Genomic DNA, 16,219 nt, shown 5'->3' with positions numbered 1-16,219 from the left:
GCTGAGGGCCCAGCCACTGAAGGTCCGGCGGCTGAGGACTCAGCCGCGCCCGGACTGCCGGTGCCACACCAGGACGCGTCGTTCGGCCAGCACGAACAGCGAGTTCACGACGTAGCCGAGCACGCCGAGCAGCGCGATCGCGGCCCACACCCCGGCGCCGTCGAAGCTGCGCTGGGCCTGCAGCAACTGGTAGCCGATGCCGTCGGTGCCACCGATCAGCTCGGTGATCACCATGAGGATCAGCGCCAGCGACAGGCTCAGCCGCAGCCCGGCGAAGATCTTCGGCGAGGCGGCGGGCAGCACGACCACGCGCAGCCGCTGCGCCCGCGACAGGTTGAACACGACGGCCGTCTCCGTATAGGTCCGGTCCACCGCCCTGGCCCCGTCGATCGAGTTGAGCAGCACCGGCCAGATCACGCCGAACACGATCGTGGCCAACTGCATGGTCAGGGCCTTCGGGAACAGCACCAGGAACACCGGCAGCAGCAGCGGCGGCGGGATGGAGCGCCCGAACTCGATCAGCGGGTCCACGTAGTCGGTCGCCGTGCGCGAGCGCCCGAGCAGCAACCCCGCCACGACGCCGATCACGGCGGCCAGGATCCAGCCGCCGAACATGCGGCCGAGGCTGGGCAGGAGATTGTCGATCGCGTCATCGGTGAGGAACACCCGGCTCGCGGGGCCGGAGAACCACAGCTCGTACATGCGGGCGACGATCGTCGTGGGCGGCGGGAAGTCGGTGTCCCCGACCGCGCGGGCGATCAGCTCCCAGGCGGCGAGCACGATCGGGATCACCAGGATCCTGAGGAGGAGCTTCATCGAGCGGCCCCCGTCCGCACCCGGTGCCAGTGGAAGAGCCGGCGCTCGCCGGCCAGCAGCGCCAGGTTCGCGGCCACGCCGACGATCCCGGCCCAGCACGTGGCGGCCATCATGAGGTCCATCCGGTTGCCGCTGCTGGCCACGTTGACGTACACGCCGATGCCGGCGGCGCCACCGGCGACCAGTTCGGCGCTGACGGCCAGGACGAGCGCGACACCCGCGGCGATCCGGACGCCGGTGGCGACGAACGGGGCGGCGCTGGGCAGGCTCACCCTGGCGAGCACGGTCAGGGGGCCGAAGCCGAAGGAGCGCAGGGTCTCCTTGGCCATGGGGTCCACGTCGTGCATGCCGTACAGGGTGTTGATCAGGATCGGCCAGATGGAGGCGTACACGATGACCGAGACCTTCATCAGCTCGTCCACCGGGATCAGCAGGATCGCCAGCGGGATGATCGCCACCGACGGGATCGGGCGCATGAACTCCAGCACCGGCCTGATGGCCCGTTCCACCGGAGGCAGCGCGCCGAGCAGCACGCCCACGGGCACCGCCACCACGGTCGCGATCAGCAGGCCGAGCGCCCAGTTCGACAGCGTCGCGACGACGCCCGACAGGAACTCGGGGTCCGCCGGGAGCCCCACGACCTGGCCGAGGACCTCGGACGGCGTGGGAAAGACGAGGTCCTCGCTCATACCGAAGCGGATGACCAGCTCACCCGCGAGGAGGAACCCCGCGACGCCGACGGCGCCGCGGAGTATTCGGGCACCCGTCATCAGCCGGCGCTGGTAGCGATGATCGACTTCGCGTCGATCGCCTGGGGGATGTACTTGTACTCGAGCATCAGGTCGGCCACCTTCTGCAGCCGCGCCGCGTCCAGCGTGCTCGGGTAGGCGCCCAGGGTGATCGCCGACGCGGTCTTGGCGTCGATCTTCGTGTACGTCGGCAGCATCGCCTCGATCTCTTTCCTGTCACCCGACGCGAGCGCCTGCGCCTTGGCGATCGCCCGCTGGAAGGCGGCCAGCGTCTTCGGGTTCTCCTTGGCCCAGCCCTCCGTGGCCATCCAGCCCGCGATGGACAGGTCGGCCGTCGGCCCCGTCATCGTGTCGGCGATCGAGCGGAAGCCGAGCGCGTTCTGGTTGGCGGTGATGAACGGCTCGGTGATCCAGCCCGCGTCCGCCTGACCCGACTTGATCGCGTTGCCCATCTCGGGGAACGGCTTCTCGGCGAACTTGACGTCGGTCTCGGTGAGCCCGGCGGCCTTGAGCTGGGACGTCACCGCCAGCGTGGCGATGTTGCGCAGGTTGTTGACCAGCACCGTCTTCCCCTTCAGATCCGCCACCGTCTTGATGGGGGAGTCCTTCGGGACCAGGATGTTGAAGGTGTTGGGCGCCGCCTGGTACATGTCGGCGACGATCTTGATCTTCTTGCCCGTGCTCACGGCCAGGAACGTCGAAACGTAGTTGGTCTGCGAGATGTCCAGCGCGCCGCTCTCTATCTGCGGTAATGCGGCGGCACCGCCGGTGATGGTGACTGGCTCGACCGTCAGGCCCTCTTCCTTGAAGAAGCCCTTGGCGTTGGCGATGTAGAGCGACACGGGGTCGGGGATGGGCAGGGCGCCGACCTTGATGGTGGTCTTCTCCAGCCCGTTGCCGCCGGGGGCGGTGGGTGCGGTGGTTTCGCTCGTGCCACCGCCGCTGCCGCAGCCGGCGAGTCCGAGAGAGGCGGCGAGTCCGAGGGCGAGAGCCCGACGGGATAGCTTGCGGGTCATCTGTTCTCCTACCAGGGGGGCGGAAGGCTTCTTGGAGAGACCTTCGTCACTGGGCGGGAGCGTACCGGAGGAATGATCGACTTCGCAGCGCGACGCCGCAGGCCCAGTGGCGTCGCGCTGCGTGTTTTAGGCGGGTCTGCGCAGATACCGGCCGACGGGCGAACCCACGATCTTGCCGGCCTCGAGGACGTGGTTGCCGCGCACGAACGTGTCCGTGACCTTGGCGGTCAGCTCGAATCCCTCGAACGGCGTGTACTCCTGCGTCGACTCCGAGTCCTGGGCCCGCACCGTCCAGGTGTGCGCGGGGTCGACCAGGCAGATGTCGGCGTCGAAACCGGGGGCGATCGTGCCCTTGGAGCGCAGGCCGAACCGCTGGGCCGGGTTCCACGAGGTCAGCGCGGCGATGCGGCCGTACGGCAGGCCCCTGCGGCGGCCCTCGGTGACCAGGCCGGGCAGCAGGTATTCGGCGCCGCCGAACCCGGACTTCGCCAGGAAGACGTTGTCGCGCGGGGTGCCGAACTTGAGCTCGTCACGGCAGCAGGCGTGGTCGCTGACGACCCAGTCGACCGTGCCGTCGAACACGTACTCCCACAGGGCCTCGACGTCCTCGCGCGGCCGGATCGGCGGGTTCACCTTGCCGCCGAGGCCGCTGGCCGTGTCCACGTCGGCAAGGAGATGCCCGATCGTGACCTCACGGCGGAAGTCGATGTGCGGGAACGTCGCCGCCATGCGGACGGCCGCGTCCATGGCCTTGCGGGAGGACAGGTGGAGCAGGTTGACGTTCGCCAGCCCCGTCTCGTGGGCGAGATAGGAGGCGATGAAGACGGCCAGCCCCTCCGAGTGCGGCGGACGGGAGGCGCTGTAGGCGGCCAGCCCGCTCAGGTCGCCGGCGTCCTCGACGAGCTTGGTGTAGGCGGTCATGATCTCGGCCGTCTCGCAGTGCAGCGACAGCGAGATCTCGTTCGCCAGCTCGGGCAGGCGCTCCCTGGCCGCCTGGACGCCCCGCATCACGAACTCGAAGTGCGCGTAGTCGTAGCGCTCGCCCTCGGGCAGCATGAGGAATGAGCTCTGGTCGTCGGAGCGCCCGTGCAGCCCGTGCCCGCCGTAGAACATGAAGATCTTGAACGACGCGACGCCGAACCGCTCGACCAGGTCGGGCAGCTCATCGATGTGCCCGCTCGACATGGGCGCCAGGTGGAACCCGTAGTCGATGTAGGCCCTGCCCTCGGCCTGCTGGAGCACCTCGGGGAAGAACTCCGCGTAGGGGCCGCCCTTGTTGAGGTAGTACTGGCCGGTCCGCATGTACGTGAGCGCGGTCGTGACGCCGCCCTGGGCGCTGGCCCGGCTCTCCGACCCGGTGTCCTCGGGCAGCGGGTTGTAGATGCCCCAGTGCTGATGGGCGTCCACGACCCCGGGGAAGGCCAGCTTGCCACCCCCGTCGATCACCTCGCCTGCTGCGGACAACCCCGGCTCGACCCGGACGATACGACCGTCCTCGATGGCGATGTCCGCGTCCACGGGCTCGTCCCGGTCGTGGGTGACGACCTTCACGTTCTTCAGCAACAGCTCGGTCACAGGGGTGAACTCTCCTAAGCGAGGCGGTGGGCGTCGCGGTGCCAGGCGAGCACACGCCGCTCCACCATGAGGAACAGGGTGTTGAGGGTGAAGCCGAGCACGCCGAGCACCAGGACGCCGGCCCAGATGGCCGGCATGTCGGCGTTGTTGCTGGCCAGGTTGAGGAGGTAGCCGATCCCCTCGGTGCTGCCCTTGAGCTCCGAGATGATCATCAGGATCAGCGCCAGCGAGACGCTCAGGCGCAGACCGGCGAAGATCTTCGGCGAGGCCGCGGGCAGGATGATCCGGGTGAACCGGAGGCGCGCGGGCACCCCGAAGACGGTCGCCGTCTCGATCTTCAGATGGTCGACGCTGCGCGCGCCGTCGATCGAGTTGAGCAGGATCGGCCAGACGATGCCGAAGACGATGGTCGCGACCTGGACCTGCGTGCCCATCGTGAAGAGCACGAGGAAGACCGGGAGCATGGCGGGCGGCGGCACCGCCCGGCCGAACTCGATCAGCGGCGAGATGAAGTCCGCCAGCCAGGCGGTCCTGCCGAGCGCGATGCCCAGTGAGACGCCCACGATCACGGCCAGGCACCAGGCCCCGCTCACCCTGAGCAGGCTGGGGACGAAGTTGTCGATGGCCTCGTCGGTGAGGATGTAGGGCCCGGAGAACCACTTCTCGTACGCACGAGCCAGGATCTTGGTTGGGCCGGGAAGGTACGGGCTGTCCGCGGACCGTGCGGTCAGCTCCCAGGCGCCCAGGACGACGGGAACCAGCCAGAGCCGCTTGATGAGGGTACGGATCATGTCGTCCGCCACTTGAAGAGACGCCGTTCGGCGCGTACGAGAACGGTGTTGACGACGAGACCGATCGCGCCGGCCCACAGCATGGCCGCGATGACGTCGATCATCGCGTCGGCGCCGACGCCGGTGCTCGCCTCGATGAGGAAGCCGCCGATGCCGCTGGAACCGCCCACGATGTACTCGACGCTGATGGCCAGGATGAGCGTGATGGAGGCGGCGAGCCGCACTCCCGTGGCGATGAAGGGGGCGGCGCTCGGCAGGGAGACCCGCCAGATGACCGCGCCTGGCCCGAAGCCGAACGAGCGCAGCGTCTCCTTGCCCAGCGGGTCCACGTCGCGCACGCCGTACAGCGTGTTGATGAGGATCGGCCATGAGGCGGCGAAGACGATGAGCGCGACCTTGGCGTTGATCTCCGGCTGGAAGAAGAACAGGGCCAGCGGAATCAGCGCCACCGAGGGGATCGGCCGCAGGAACTCCACGAAGACCCGGGTCATCTCCTCGACGACTGGGACCGTTCCCAAAAGCAGGCCGAGAGGTACGGCGACCAGCACGGCGAGGGGCAGGCCGATGGCCGCGGCGGTGAGCGTGCCCCGCAGGTCGTCGAGGAAGGTCGGGTCGACGGCCAGCGTCACGGCTCTGACCAGCGTGTCCGCGGCCGGCGGCAGCCATTTGACCAGGCCCGACATTCCGAGGAACTGCCAGGCGAGCAGAAAACCCGCCACGCCGGTGGCGTGGCGGGCTAGCTTGATCAGCTTGGCGCGGGCGAGCGGAGTCCGCTCGCGCCGCGTTGCGGTGATTGTGCCCATCATCCCTGAGGGGTGGCGTAAATCATGGAGTTGACGTCTATCTTCTGCTTGAGCATGCCGGCGTCGAGCATGAGGTCGGCGACGCGCTGGATGCGCTGGGCGCTCAGCGTGGTGGGGTAGGCGCCCAGGTTGATGGTGGCGGCGGTCTCGGCCGGGATCTTGGTGAAGGTCGGCAGGACCTTGGTCACGGCGGCGCGGTCGGTGGCCGCGATGTTCTGGGCCTTGGCCATGGCGCGCTGGAAGGCGGCGAGCGTCTTGGGGTTCTCGCCGACCCACTTCTCGGTGGCGGCCCAGCCGGTGATCGGCAGACCGTCGGTCGGGCCCGACATGGTGTCGAGGAGCATCGTCGCGCCGAGCTCCTTCTTGGCCTGGCTGACGTACGGGTCCGTCATCCACACGGCGTCCACGTCACCCTTGTCGAGCGAGGAGAGCCAGTTGGTCGTCGGGACCTCGACGTACTTGATGTCCTTGGTGGGGTCGATACCCGCGATCTTCATGTGCGGGTTCATGGTGAGGACGCCCAGACCGGCCAGCGCGTTGACGCCGATCTTCTTGCCCTTGAGGCCGACGACATCCTTGATCGGCGAGTCCTTCTTCACCATGATGCCGAACGCACCCGCCGCACCCTGGTAGGAGTCGGCGATGTACTTGAACTTCTCGGTGCCCGCCTCCTGGATCGTCAGGATGGTGGCGTAGCTGCCGAGGACGACGTCCATGGTGCCGTTGGAGAGCTTGGGCAGAACCGCCTGCGGAGCCTGGATCGGCTCCTGCTTGACGTTGAGGCCCTCTTCCTTGAAGAAGCCGCGCTCCATGGCGATGAACAGCGGAGCGGAGTCCGCGCCGGGATACTGGCCGATCAGCAGGTCGGTCTTCATGCCGGAGGCCGCGCCTGACGTGGATGCCGGGTCGCCCGAGCTCGAACACCCCGTGATGACGAGGGTGGCCACGAGCCCAAGCAAGGCCGTGCGCCCTAATGCACCGAACCGCATTGCGGATCTCCTTTGAACCGGGGGGAGTGAAGTGCGAACGAAGTGTTCAGCGACGCTGGCACCCTAGCGCAGGCGGCCCGGCCCACCGCAGCAAGTACATCGGAAATTAACGAGATATATGGCGATATATAGCGATATGTTACTTTTGTCCGAATATCTAGGGTCACAACCTCTTGACTTCTGGCCATTGAAACAGGTGTTGTGATTTGGGCTATTTGCCGGGTTGTAGGTCGACTGTGATCTTTGCGCTATTGGCCGATCTCCTGTTGATGTGCTCCAATTAGCTCTCGCCCCAAGGGTGCGTCGGCGTCACTCGGCAACCACCGGCATGACGTGATCTTCGTGCACCAGACCATCCGAGGAGAGGTTGCGGAGGCAAGTGAAGAGTGTTGTCCCCTCTGTGGGCGGGGATCAGGGCTTAACTGAAGAAGCCCCCCGACATGCGTCCCGTAAGCCACAGGCGTCGATGCCGGGCAAAGTGGAAGCCGGCAAGCGAAAGACAGGGGCTCGCTTCTCCCTGCGCAACTGGCGAGTGCGCTCAAAGCTGGTGGTCCTGGTCGTCATCCCGACCATCGCGGCGCTCGCGCTCGGTGGCCTGCGCGTCACGACCTCGATCACCACCGCCAGCGAGTACGCCCAGGTCAACGAGGTCGCCGTGCTGGCGAGCCAGTTGACCCAGCTCGCGCACGAAATGGAGATGGAGCGCGACCTCAGCGCCCGATACGTCGCCCAGGGCCGCCGGGGTGGCAGCCCGACGGAAGTGAAGGCCCAGTACGAGCGCGTCGACAAGCTCGTCACCGAGGTCAGGAGCGGCGTCGAAGCCCTCACGACCAGCAACGGCCCGCACGCCGCCGAGGCCCTGCCCATCAAGAGCCGCCTCGACGAGCTCGAGACCTCGCGTAAGACCGCGATCGACTCGCAGCTCGACGTCAACTCCGTCATCGAGCTGTACGACCGGTCCATCTCGGACCTGCTCTCGCTCAACGACAAGATCGACGAAGGCGCGGTCGACAAGGAGCTGTCGGCGAACGTCGCCGGCTTCGCCGCCCTGTCCCGGGCCAAGCAGTACGTCTCCACCCAGCGCGCCCTGCTCGTCGCCGCCCTGGCGACCCGGGGCTTCGGCAAGGACGACCTCGACGCGTTCATCGCCGCGCGCGCCCAGAAGAACAGTGAGCTGTCCACCTTCCGGGCCCAGGTTCCCCTCGGGCTCCGCCAGGCGTACGACGACACCGTCAGCGGCAAGGCCGTCGACCGCGCCGAGATCCTCGCCGCGCGCGCCCTGATCCTTCAGGACGGCGGCCTGCCGGTCGCGGACCGTCAGCTCGGCCTCACCCGTGACGGCGAGACCTGGTACGACGCCATCACCGAGACCATCGACGGCATGCGCAAGGTCGAGCAGCAGGCCGCCGACGCCATCGTGCTGCGCAGCCGCACGCTGGAAGGCGCCGAGCAGCAGAGCGCCGTGATCGTGGCGGGCGCCATCGTGCTCCTGCTCATCCTCGTCCTGCTCGTCACCGTCATCATGGCCCGTTCGCTGAGCGGCCCGCTGCGCAGGCTGCGCAGGGAGGCCCTGTTCATCGCCGGCCGCCGCCTGCCGGACACCGTCCGCCAGTTGCGCGAGTCGGAGACCTCCAGCGACCACGTCGAGGTCGAGCCCATCGGAGTCGCCTCCAACGACGAGATCGGTGAAGTCGCGCGGGCGTTCGACGAGGTCCACCGCGAGGCGGTCCGGCTGGCCGGCGAGGAAGCCCGCCTGCGCAGCAACGTCAACGCGATGTTCGTGAACCTGTCGCGGCGCAGCCAGACGCTGGTCGAACGGCAGATCACCCTGATCGACGGCCTGGAGCAGGGCGAGCAGGACGAGCAGCGGCTCGGCAACCTGTTCAAGCTGGACCACCTGGCGACCCGTATGCGGCGTAACAGTGAGAACCTCCTGGTCCTCGCCGGTCAGGAACCGCCGCGCCGCTGGAGCAAGCCCGTCAAGCTGGTCGACGTCGCCCGCGCCTCGCTGTCCGAGGTCGAGAACTACGAGCGCGTCGTGCTCCAGGTGCCCGACGGCGTCGCGGTGGCCGGACAGGCCGTCAACGACGTCATCCACCTCATCGCCGAGCTGGTCGAGAACGCCCTGTCGTTCTCGCCCCGCGACACCAGGGTCACGGTCTCCGGCAGCCGGATCGACGGCGGCGGCGTGATGCTGTCGATCAGCGACTCCGGCATCGGCATGACCGGCGAGGAACTGGTCCAGGCCAACGACCGCCTCATCGACGCGCCCAGCGTGGACGTCTCGGTGTCGCGCCGCATGGGCCTGTTCGTGGTCGCCCGTCTGGCGCACCGCCACGGCGTACGGGTGCAGTTGCGCCCGCATGGCACCGGCGGCCTGACCGCCATGGTCCTGATGCCCGAAGCGCTGCTGGGGGCGCAGGCCCCGGCGTACGGGACCCCGGGCAACAACGGAATGGGCGGCCCCGACGGCTTCGCCGGCCAGCCCTCCATGCCGTCGATGCCCTCCATGCCCTCGATGCCGTCCGTGCCGCCGCCCCCCATGCCCCAGTGGGGCGGGGGCGGCGAGTACCGGCCGGGACCAGGGCACCCGTCCTTCCCCTCCCAGCCCAGCATGGACACGGGCTGGCCGTCCGACCCGCGCGCCGGTAGCGGCGTCGGTGGTGGTGGCGGCGTCAGTGGCTACGACACCTCCGACGTGTGGGTGCCCTCGCGCAACCCCGGCAGCACGAACTCGCCGTCCAACACCTGGTCGAGCAACACCTCCCTGCCCCAGCGCCCCACGGGCGGCCCGCCGGCCGGCGACCGCCCCGACATGAGCTGGGCGGAAACGGAGATGCGGCGGCCGCGGTACGACCTGCCCGAGACCGAGTCCGCGGCGACGGGCCCCATCCCCGTGGTCAAGCCCGCGTCGGGAGGGGACGAGTACCTGCCGATCTTCGCCTCGGTCGAGTCGGCCTGGTTCGAGCAGGGCAGCGAGAGCGAGGCCACGTGGGGCTCCTCGAAGGCGGACGCGGGCTGGAGCGCGGCCCAGGCGGTGGTGGAGCCGGTACGTGACGGCTCGACGGCGGCCGGGCTGCCCAAGCGGGTGCCCAAGGCCAACCTGGTGCCCGGATCGGCGGACACCGTCTCGGCGCCGAAGGGTGTCGCACCCATGCCGGCGGTCTCGCCGGACCGGGTACGCAGCCGGCTCTCGAGCTTCCAGCAGGGATTCAGGGCGGCACGGGACGACATCAGCGAGGGCAGGACGTACCCCTCCGGTCCGAGAAGTGTTGAAAGCAGGGATGAGCGCGCATGAACGACCTGAGCCAATCGGCACGTGGGGTGGATTGGTTAATCACCGACTTCGTCAGCACGGTCCCTGGCGTCGCGCACGCGGTGGTGGTCTCGTCCGACGGGCTGCCGCTGGCGGCATCGTCGGGCTTCCCCGCTGACAGGGCCGACCAGCTGGCCGCGATCGCGTCGGGCCTGGTGAGCCTGACGCAGGGCGCGGCCAGGGTGTTCGAGGGCGGCGCGGTCAACCAGACGATCGTGGAGATGCAGCGCGGGCTCATGCTGATCATGTCGATCAGCGACGGCTCGTGCCTCGCCGTGCTGGCCGCGCCGGACTGTGACATGGGCCTGGTGGCGTACCAGATGACGCTGATGGTCGATCGTGCCGGTCAGGTGCTGACTCCGGCTGTGCGTGCGGAACTACGCGCCAGCCAGACCAGGTGATATAGGTGACAGACCCCAGATGGAACAGCGGCGGGTGGAACAGCGGTGGCTGGGAGCCGCCGCCACCTCCGCCACCCAGCTCTGACCCCGCCTCACCGGTACGGCCTTACGCCGTCACCGGCGGGCGGACCGCGCCCAAGGTCAAGCTGGCGATGGAGGCCCTGGTCTCCTCGGCGACGGCCGAGCACCGGGAGTTCTCCCACATCACGCCCGAGTACAAAGCGATCAGCCAGCTCTGCCTGCAGGTCAGGTCGGTGGCCGAGGTGTCGGCCCTGCTGCGGATCCCGCTCGGCGTGGTGCGTGTTCTTATCGCTGACATGGCGGCCGAGGGCCTGGTACGGGTCCACCAGCCGCAGTTGGAAGCGGGTAGGCCGGATGTCAACCTGCTGGAAAGGGTGCTAAGTGGACTTCGCAGGCTCTAGCCCCGGTTTGACCTCGACGAAGATCGTGGTCGCCGGCGGGTTCGGCGTGGGAAAGACGACGTTCGTCGGCGCGGTGTCGGAGATCATGCCGTTGACCACGGAGGCCGTCATGACCGACGCCTCCGCCGGCATCGACGACCTGGGCATGACGCCGCTGAAGTCGACCACGACCGTCGCCATGGACTTCGGCCGGGTCTCCCTCGACCGCGACCTGATCCTGTACCTGTTCGGCACCCCCGGCCAGCACCGGTTCTGGTTCATGTGGGACGACCTCGTCCGGGGTGCCATCGGCGCGGTCGTCCTCGTGGACACCCGCCGCCTGGCCGACAGCTTCCCCGCCATCGACTACTTCGAAGAGGCCCAGCTCCCGTTCATCGTGGGGGTGAACGGGTGGGACGGCTCCTACGCCCACAGCGACGCCGAGGTCCGCGACGCCCTTACCCTGGCGCCGCACATCCCGATGGTGCGCCTGGACGCCCGGTCGAAGGACTCGGTCAAGAGCGCGCTGATCCACCTGGTCGAGCACGCGCTGACGGTTCGGATGGCCGTGCCAGGCTGGAGCGGCTAGCGGAGCGGATAGGCTGGAGTCTTAGACGACGACGTACATTCGCTTCGAGGACTGGCCAACCACGTGTTCGAGACGCTATCCGACCGGTTGACATCGGTCTTCTCCTCCCTCCGTGCCAAAGGGCGGCTGTCCGATTCCGACATCGACGCCACCACCCGTGAGATCCGCATCGCCCTGCTTGAGGCCGATGTCGCGCTGCCGGTGGTCAAGGCGTTCGTCGCCCAGGTCAAGGAGCGCGCCCGCGGCGCCGAGGTGTCCCAGGCGCTGAATCCGGCGCAGCAGGTCGTCAAGATCGTCAATGACGAGCTGATCGGCATCCTCGGCGGCGAGACCCGCAGGCTCCGCCTGGCCAAGACGCCGCCGACCGTCCTCATGCTGGCGGGCCTCCAGGGCGCCGGCAAGACGACGCTGGCGGGCAAGCTGGCCCGGTGGCTGCGCGAGCAGGGCCACGCGCCCATGCTGGTCGCCGCCGACCTGCAGCGGCCCAACGCCGTCCAGCAGCTCCAGGTCATGGGCGAGCGCGCCGCGGTCGCGGTCTACGCGCCCGAGCCGGGCAACGGCGTGGGCGACCCCATCGAGGTCGCCCGCCGCTCGATCGACGAGGCCAGGCGCCTGCAGCACGACATCGTCATCATCGACACCGCCGGTCGCCTGGGCATCGACCAGGAGATGATGAAGCAGGCCGCCGACATCCGCGACGCGGTCTCGCCCGACGAGGTCCTGTTCGTGGTCGACGCCATGATCGGCCAGGACGCCGTCACGACGGCGCAGGCGTTCATGGAGGGCGTCGGCTTCGACGGCGTCGTGCTGACCAAGCTCGACGGCGACGCCCGCGGTGGCGCGGCCCTGTCGGTCCGGCACATCACCGGCCGGCCGATCATGTTCGCCTCCACCGGCGAGAAGCTCGAAGACTTCGACGCCTTCCACCCCGACCGGATGGCCTCCCGCATCCTCGACATGGGTGACATCCTCACCCTGATCGAGCAGGCCCAGAAGACGTTCGACGAGGAGCAGGCGGCCAAGATGGCCGGCAAGCTCACGTCGGGAGAAAACTTCACCCTCGAGGACTTCCTCGAGCAGATGATGATGGTCCAGAAGATGGGCCCCATCAAGAACCTGCTCGGCATGATGCCCGGCATGGGCCAGATGCGCGACCAGCTCAACTCCATCGACGACCGCGACCTCGACCGCATCGCGGCCATCATCCGCTCGATGACCCCCGCCGAGCGCCAGGACCCGAAGATCCTCAACGGCTCCCGCCGCGCCCGCATCGCCGCCGGTTCCGGTGTCTCGGTCAGCGCGGTGAGCAACCTCGTCACGCGCTTCTACGAGGCGCAGAAGATGATGAAGCGGGTGGCGGGCGGCATGGGCATCCCCGGCATGCCGGGGGGCCGCGGCAAGGCGGCCAAGGCGCAGAAGAAGGCGAAGAAGGGGCGGCGCGTCAGCGGCGACCCGCGCAAGGCTGCGCTGGGCAAGCCCGCCGCCGAGGAGGAGCCCGCGGCGCCCAAGCAGGGGGGTGTGCTCGGCAACCTCGGTGGCAAGCTGCCGCCGGGCATGGAGCTGCCGCCCGGTTTCGACCCCTCCAAGCTGCGCCTGCCCGGCCAGAACTAGCGGTTTTCCAGCGTGCCGTGAAGGCTCTTACCGAGCCTTTGCGGCGCGCTGCCGTGTCAGGTCGTAGGCAGTGCCATCGATCTGGCACAATGACATGTTGGAACATCGTGACCAGGCGGGTGCCCTCTCACCTCCCGCCGGACGCGCCTGTCCCTGGAGCGTCGTCCCGTCGTGCCCCACTCGGCGAGATTCCGCTCACCCACGCTCGAATGCAGGAGAGACCACACCAGTGGCAGTCAAGATCAAGCTCAAGCGGCTCGGCATGATCCGCAACGCTCAGTACCGCATCGTCGTCGCCGACAGCCGCACCAAGCGGGACGGCCGGGCGATCGAAGAGATCGGGCTCTACCACCCGAAGAACGACCCTTCGCGCATCGAGATCGACGCCGAGCGCGCGGCTTACTGGCTGGGTGTCGGCGCGCAGCCGACCGAGCCCGTGCTCAAGCTGCTCAAGCTCACCGGTGACTGGCAGAAGTTCAAGGGCGAGCCCGCCCCTGCGCCGCTGAAGGTCGCTGAGCCCGCGCCCGACCGTCACGCCCTCTACGAGGCCGCGGCCAAGGAGGCGCTGTCCGGTGGCGACACCGGCACGGCCGCCACCACGCCGAAGCGGGCCAAGAAGAAGGAAGAGGCCGCTGAGGCCCCCGCCGAGACCCCGGCAGCCGAGGGCGAGGCCTGACGTGCTCGAGGAGGCTCTCGAGCACCTCGTTAAGGGCATCGTCGAACATCCAGACGATGTCCGGGTCCGCGCACGCCGCATTCGCAGCGGGCGCGTCCTGGAGGTCCGGGTGCACCCCGAGGACCTGGGCAAGGTCATCGGACGCGGCGGGCGCACCGCCAAGGCGCTGCGCACGGTCGTGAACGCCCTGGCCGACGGGAAGTACGTACGGGTCGACCTGCTCGACCTGCACGAAGCGGTCCGTTAGCGTCAGGTTTGCGCGCCCTCATCGGTCTCTTCCGATGGGGGCGCTCCGCGTTGAGAAAGGTTGTGTTCACGTGCAGCTGGTCGTCGGCCGGATAGGTCGTCCGCACGGCGTACGCGGTGAGGTGACCGTGGAGGTGCGCACCGACGATCCCGAGCTGCGCTTCGCGGTCGGCGCGGCGATCGCCACGGACCCGGAAAGCAGGGGGCCGCTCGTCATCGCGGGCCGCCGCTCGCACAAAGGCGTTCTCTTGGTCTCCTTCGAGGGCATCCACGACCGCGACGCGGCCGATGAGCTGCGCGGCACGATGCTGGTCATCGACTCCGGCGAGGTGGCGCCCTCCGACGACCCCGACGAGTTCCACGACCACGAGCTCATGGGGCTGACGGTGGAGACCGTCTCCGGCGAGCCGGTCGGTGAGGTGGTCGACATCCTTCACCATGGTCAGGACCTTCTCGTGGTGAAGCGCAAGGGGCAGGAGCAGGCGCTGATCCCGTTCGTGAAGGCGCTGGTGCCCGAGGTGGACCTGGAGGCGGGGCGGCTGGTCGTCGATCCGCCGGAAGGGCTGCTGTGATGCGGCTCGACATCATCTCGATCTTTCCCGAATACTTCGCGCCGCTCGACGTTTCGCTGATCGGCAAGGCTCGGGAGCGGGGCACTCTGGACGTACGCGTGCACCAGCTGCGCGACTGGGCCCACGACGTCCACAAGACCGTGGACGACACCCCTTATGGCGGGGGGCCGGGCATGGTCATGAAGCCCGAGGTGTGGGGCGACGCCATCGACACCGTGATCGGCACGGCAACCCCCAACGGCGCTGCCCCCGCCCCTGGCTCCGGCACCGCCCCCGCGCCTAGCTTCGGCCCCGACTTTGGGGCCTCCACCGGGGCCTCCGCCGGACCTTCCACCACGGCCACTGCCGGGGCTGCCGCTGGACCCTCCACCGGGGCCTCCGCCGGACCTTCCACCACGGCCCCCGCCGGGGCTGCCACTGGACCTTCCACCGGCGTCGGCGCCACGGCCTCCGCTGGCGCTGGCACTGCGGCCGATGCTGCTACCGCCGTCACACCGACTCGGGTCACACCGACTCGGGCGGTGCCGCGCATGATCGTGCCCACCCCGAGCGGGCGGCCGTTCACCCAGGAGCTCGCGCAGGAGCTGGCCGGGGAGCCCTGGCTGCTGTTCGCGTGCGGGCGCTACGAGGGCATCGACTCGCGCGTCATGGAGGACTACTCCACGCGGCTGCGCGTGGACGAGGTCAGCCTCGGCGACTACGTGCTGGCCGGCGGCGAGGTGGCGGTGCTGGTCATGGTGGAGGCCATCGGCAGGCTGCTGCCCGGCGTGCTGGGCAACGCCCAGTCGGCCGTGGACGACTCGTTCGCCCCCGGGTCGATGCGGAATCTGGTCGAAGGACCCGTCTACACCAAGCCGCCCGTGTGGCGAGGGCACGAGGTGCCCCCCGTGCTGCTGTCCGGACATCACGGAAAAGTGGCCAGATGGCGGCGTGACGAGGCGCTCCGGCGTACGGTACGGAACCGCCCGGAACTGGCGTCGGAGCTCGAACCCGAGACGCTCGACAAGCACGACAGGAAGCTGCTCGAAGAGCTGTCGTTTCGCGTCGGCCGGAAAGATGTGGCAAACTGAATCGCTGCCGACCATTCAGCGGTCGGTGTTGCGTGCCCGGGAACGACTGACCCGGGGCCCCAGGAGACAGCAGGCGTGTCCGCTACTGTCGCCGTGCTCGACTCGGGCGCGGCCGAGTGGACCTCCGCGTGCTCGCGAAGACTTTGAGGAAAAGACTCTCATGCACACGAAGATCCAGGAGCTCGAGAAAGCGACCCTGCGCAGCGACGTACCGGACTTCCGTCCCGGTGACACGCTCGAGGTTCACGTCCGAGTCGTCGAAGGCAACCGCTCCCGTATCCAGGTCTTCAAGGGCTTCGTGCTGCGCAGGCAGGGCAGCGGCGCCCGCGAGACCTTCACGGTCCGTAAGGTCAGCTACGGCGTGGGCGTGGAGCGTACGTTCCCCGTGCACAGCCCGGTGATCGAGAAGATCGTGCTCGTGACGCGCGGTGACGTGCGCCGCGCCAAGCTCTACTACATGCGCGACCTGCGCGGCAAGGCCGCCCGTATCCGCGAGAAGCGCGAGACGACCGCCAAGTAACCGTCGCATCCGAATGGCCCGCGCCTGGCGCGGGCCATTCGGCTTTACAGGGCCGTTTCCTTTATGTGGAGCGACTCG

Annotated in this window: 16 protein-coding genes and 2 pseudogenes; 11 read left to right on the top strand and 7 right to left on the bottom strand. The window is 68.7% G+C overall.

Annotation, left to right across the window (positions count from 1 at the left end; genetic code table 11):
- Positions 1-39 precede the first annotated feature (39 nt).
- The 7 genes from C4V41_RS11540 to C4V41_RS11510 form a co-directional block, all read right to left on the bottom strand.
- Complete coding sequence (locus tag C4V41_RS11540; protein ID WP_103955827.1) at positions 40-816, bottom strand: ABC transporter permease; 777 nt, start codon at positions 814-816, stop codon at positions 40-42.
- Positions 813-1,586 carry an ABC transporter permease gene (locus tag C4V41_RS11535; RefSeq protein ID WP_103955826.1) on the bottom strand — a complete coding sequence of 258 codons (774 nt, stop codon included), beginning with the start codon at positions 1,584-1,586 and terminating at the stop codon, positions 813-815. The genes C4V41_RS11540 and C4V41_RS11535 overlap by 4 nt, the downstream gene beginning before the upstream one ends.
- A complete protein-coding gene (locus C4V41_RS11530) occupies positions 1,586-2,581 on the bottom strand; it encodes an ABC transporter substrate-binding protein (protein ID WP_235030062.1) in 996 nt (331 codons plus the stop codon). Before C4V41_RS11530 ends, C4V41_RS11535 begins: the two co-directional genes overlap by 1 nt.
- Positions 2,582-2,707: 126 nt before the next feature.
- A complete protein-coding gene (locus C4V41_RS11525; RefSeq protein ID WP_103955825.1) occupies positions 2,708-4,156 on the bottom strand; it encodes a dihydroorotase in 1,449 nt (482 codons plus the stop codon).
- 14 nt (positions 4,157-4,170) lie between these two features.
- Entirely contained in the window at positions 4,171-4,947 is a 777-nt protein-coding gene (locus C4V41_RS11520) for an ABC transporter permease (protein ID WP_103956507.1), read from the bottom strand.
- Positions 4,944-5,753, bottom strand: coding sequence for an ABC transporter permease (locus C4V41_RS11515; protein ID WP_235030061.1), 810 nt, complete (start codon positions 5,751-5,753; stop codon positions 4,944-4,946). Before C4V41_RS11515 ends, C4V41_RS11520 begins: the two co-directional genes overlap by 4 nt.
- A complete protein-coding gene (locus C4V41_RS11510) occupies positions 5,750-6,697 on the bottom strand; it encodes an ABC transporter substrate-binding protein (RefSeq protein ID WP_160150247.1) in 948 nt (315 codons plus the stop codon). Before C4V41_RS11510 ends, C4V41_RS11515 begins: the two co-directional genes overlap by 4 nt.
- Before the next feature lie 574 nt (positions 6,698-7,271).
- Between C4V41_RS11510 and C4V41_RS11505 the strand changes: the two genes are divergently transcribed.
- The 11 genes and pseudogenes from C4V41_RS11505 (at position 7,272) to rplS (ending at position 16,141) form a co-directional block, all read left to right on the top strand.
- Positions 7,272-10,037 (top strand): sensor histidine kinase, encoded by a 2,766-nt coding sequence (locus tag C4V41_RS11505; protein ID WP_160150246.1) that lies wholly within the window; start codon positions 7,272-7,274, stop codon positions 10,035-10,037.
- Positions 10,034-10,456 carry a roadblock/LC7 domain-containing protein gene (locus C4V41_RS11500; protein WP_103955821.1) on the top strand — a complete coding sequence of 141 codons (423 nt, stop codon included), beginning with the start codon at positions 10,034-10,036 and terminating at the stop codon, positions 10,454-10,456. Before C4V41_RS11505 ends, C4V41_RS11500 begins: the two co-directional genes overlap by 4 nt.
- A 5-nt stretch (positions 10,457-10,461) precedes the next feature.
- Positions 10,462-10,878, top strand: a complete 417-nt coding sequence (locus tag C4V41_RS11495; protein ID WP_235030060.1) for a DUF742 domain-containing protein — start codon at positions 10,462-10,464, stop codon at positions 10,876-10,878.
- 7 nt (positions 10,879-10,885) lie between these two features.
- Entirely contained in the window at positions 10,886-11,446 is a 561-nt protein-coding gene (locus C4V41_RS11490; RefSeq protein ID WP_103955820.1) for a GTP-binding protein, read from the top strand.
- Positions 11,447-11,509: 63 nt separating this feature from the next.
- Positions 11,510-13,057, top strand: a complete 1,548-nt coding sequence (gene ffh, locus C4V41_RS11485) for a signal recognition particle protein (protein ID WP_103955819.1) — start codon at positions 11,510-11,512, stop codon at positions 13,055-13,057.
- Positions 13,058-13,286: 229 nt separating this feature from the next.
- Positions 13,287-13,733 carry a 30S ribosomal protein S16 gene (rpsP, locus tag C4V41_RS11480; protein WP_103955818.1) on the top strand — a complete coding sequence of 149 codons (447 nt, stop codon included), beginning with the start codon at positions 13,287-13,289 and terminating at the stop codon, positions 13,731-13,733.
- A 1-nt stretch (position 13,734) separates the two neighbouring features.
- A complete protein-coding gene (locus C4V41_RS11475; protein WP_043634919.1) occupies positions 13,735-13,980 on the top strand; it encodes an RNA-binding protein in 246 nt (81 codons plus the stop codon).
- A gap of 70 nt (positions 13,981-14,050) precedes the next feature.
- The gene (rimM, locus tag C4V41_RS11470) at positions 14,051-14,551 is read left to right on the top strand and encodes a ribosome maturation factor RimM (RefSeq protein ID WP_103955817.1); all 501 of its coding nucleotides are present in this window, start codon (positions 14,051-14,053) and stop codon (positions 14,549-14,551) included.
- A pseudogene (locus C4V41_RS62850) lies at positions 14,551-14,769 on the top strand (tRNA (guanosine(37)-N1)-methyltransferase TrmD); the annotation flags it as partial. The gene rimM and the pseudogene C4V41_RS62850, both read left to right, overlap by 1 nt.
- Positions 14,770-15,075: 306 nt before the next feature.
- A pseudogene (trmD, locus tag C4V41_RS62845) lies at positions 15,076-15,621 on the top strand (tRNA (guanine(37)-N(1))-methyltransferase); the annotation flags it as partial.
- 160 nt (positions 15,622-15,781) lie between these two features.
- Entirely contained in the window at positions 15,782-16,141 is a 360-nt protein-coding gene (gene rplS / locus C4V41_RS11460) for a 50S ribosomal protein L19 (RefSeq protein WP_103955815.1), read from the top strand.
- Positions 16,142-16,219: the final 78 nt, after the last annotated feature.

This window comes from Nonomuraea solani (genome assembly GCF_900108335.1).
In the GTDB taxonomy this organism is placed as follows: Bacteria; Actinomycetota; Actinomycetes; order Streptosporangiales; family Streptosporangiaceae; genus Nonomuraea; species Nonomuraea solani.
This window is presented reverse-complemented; position numbering and strand designations above follow the sequence as displayed.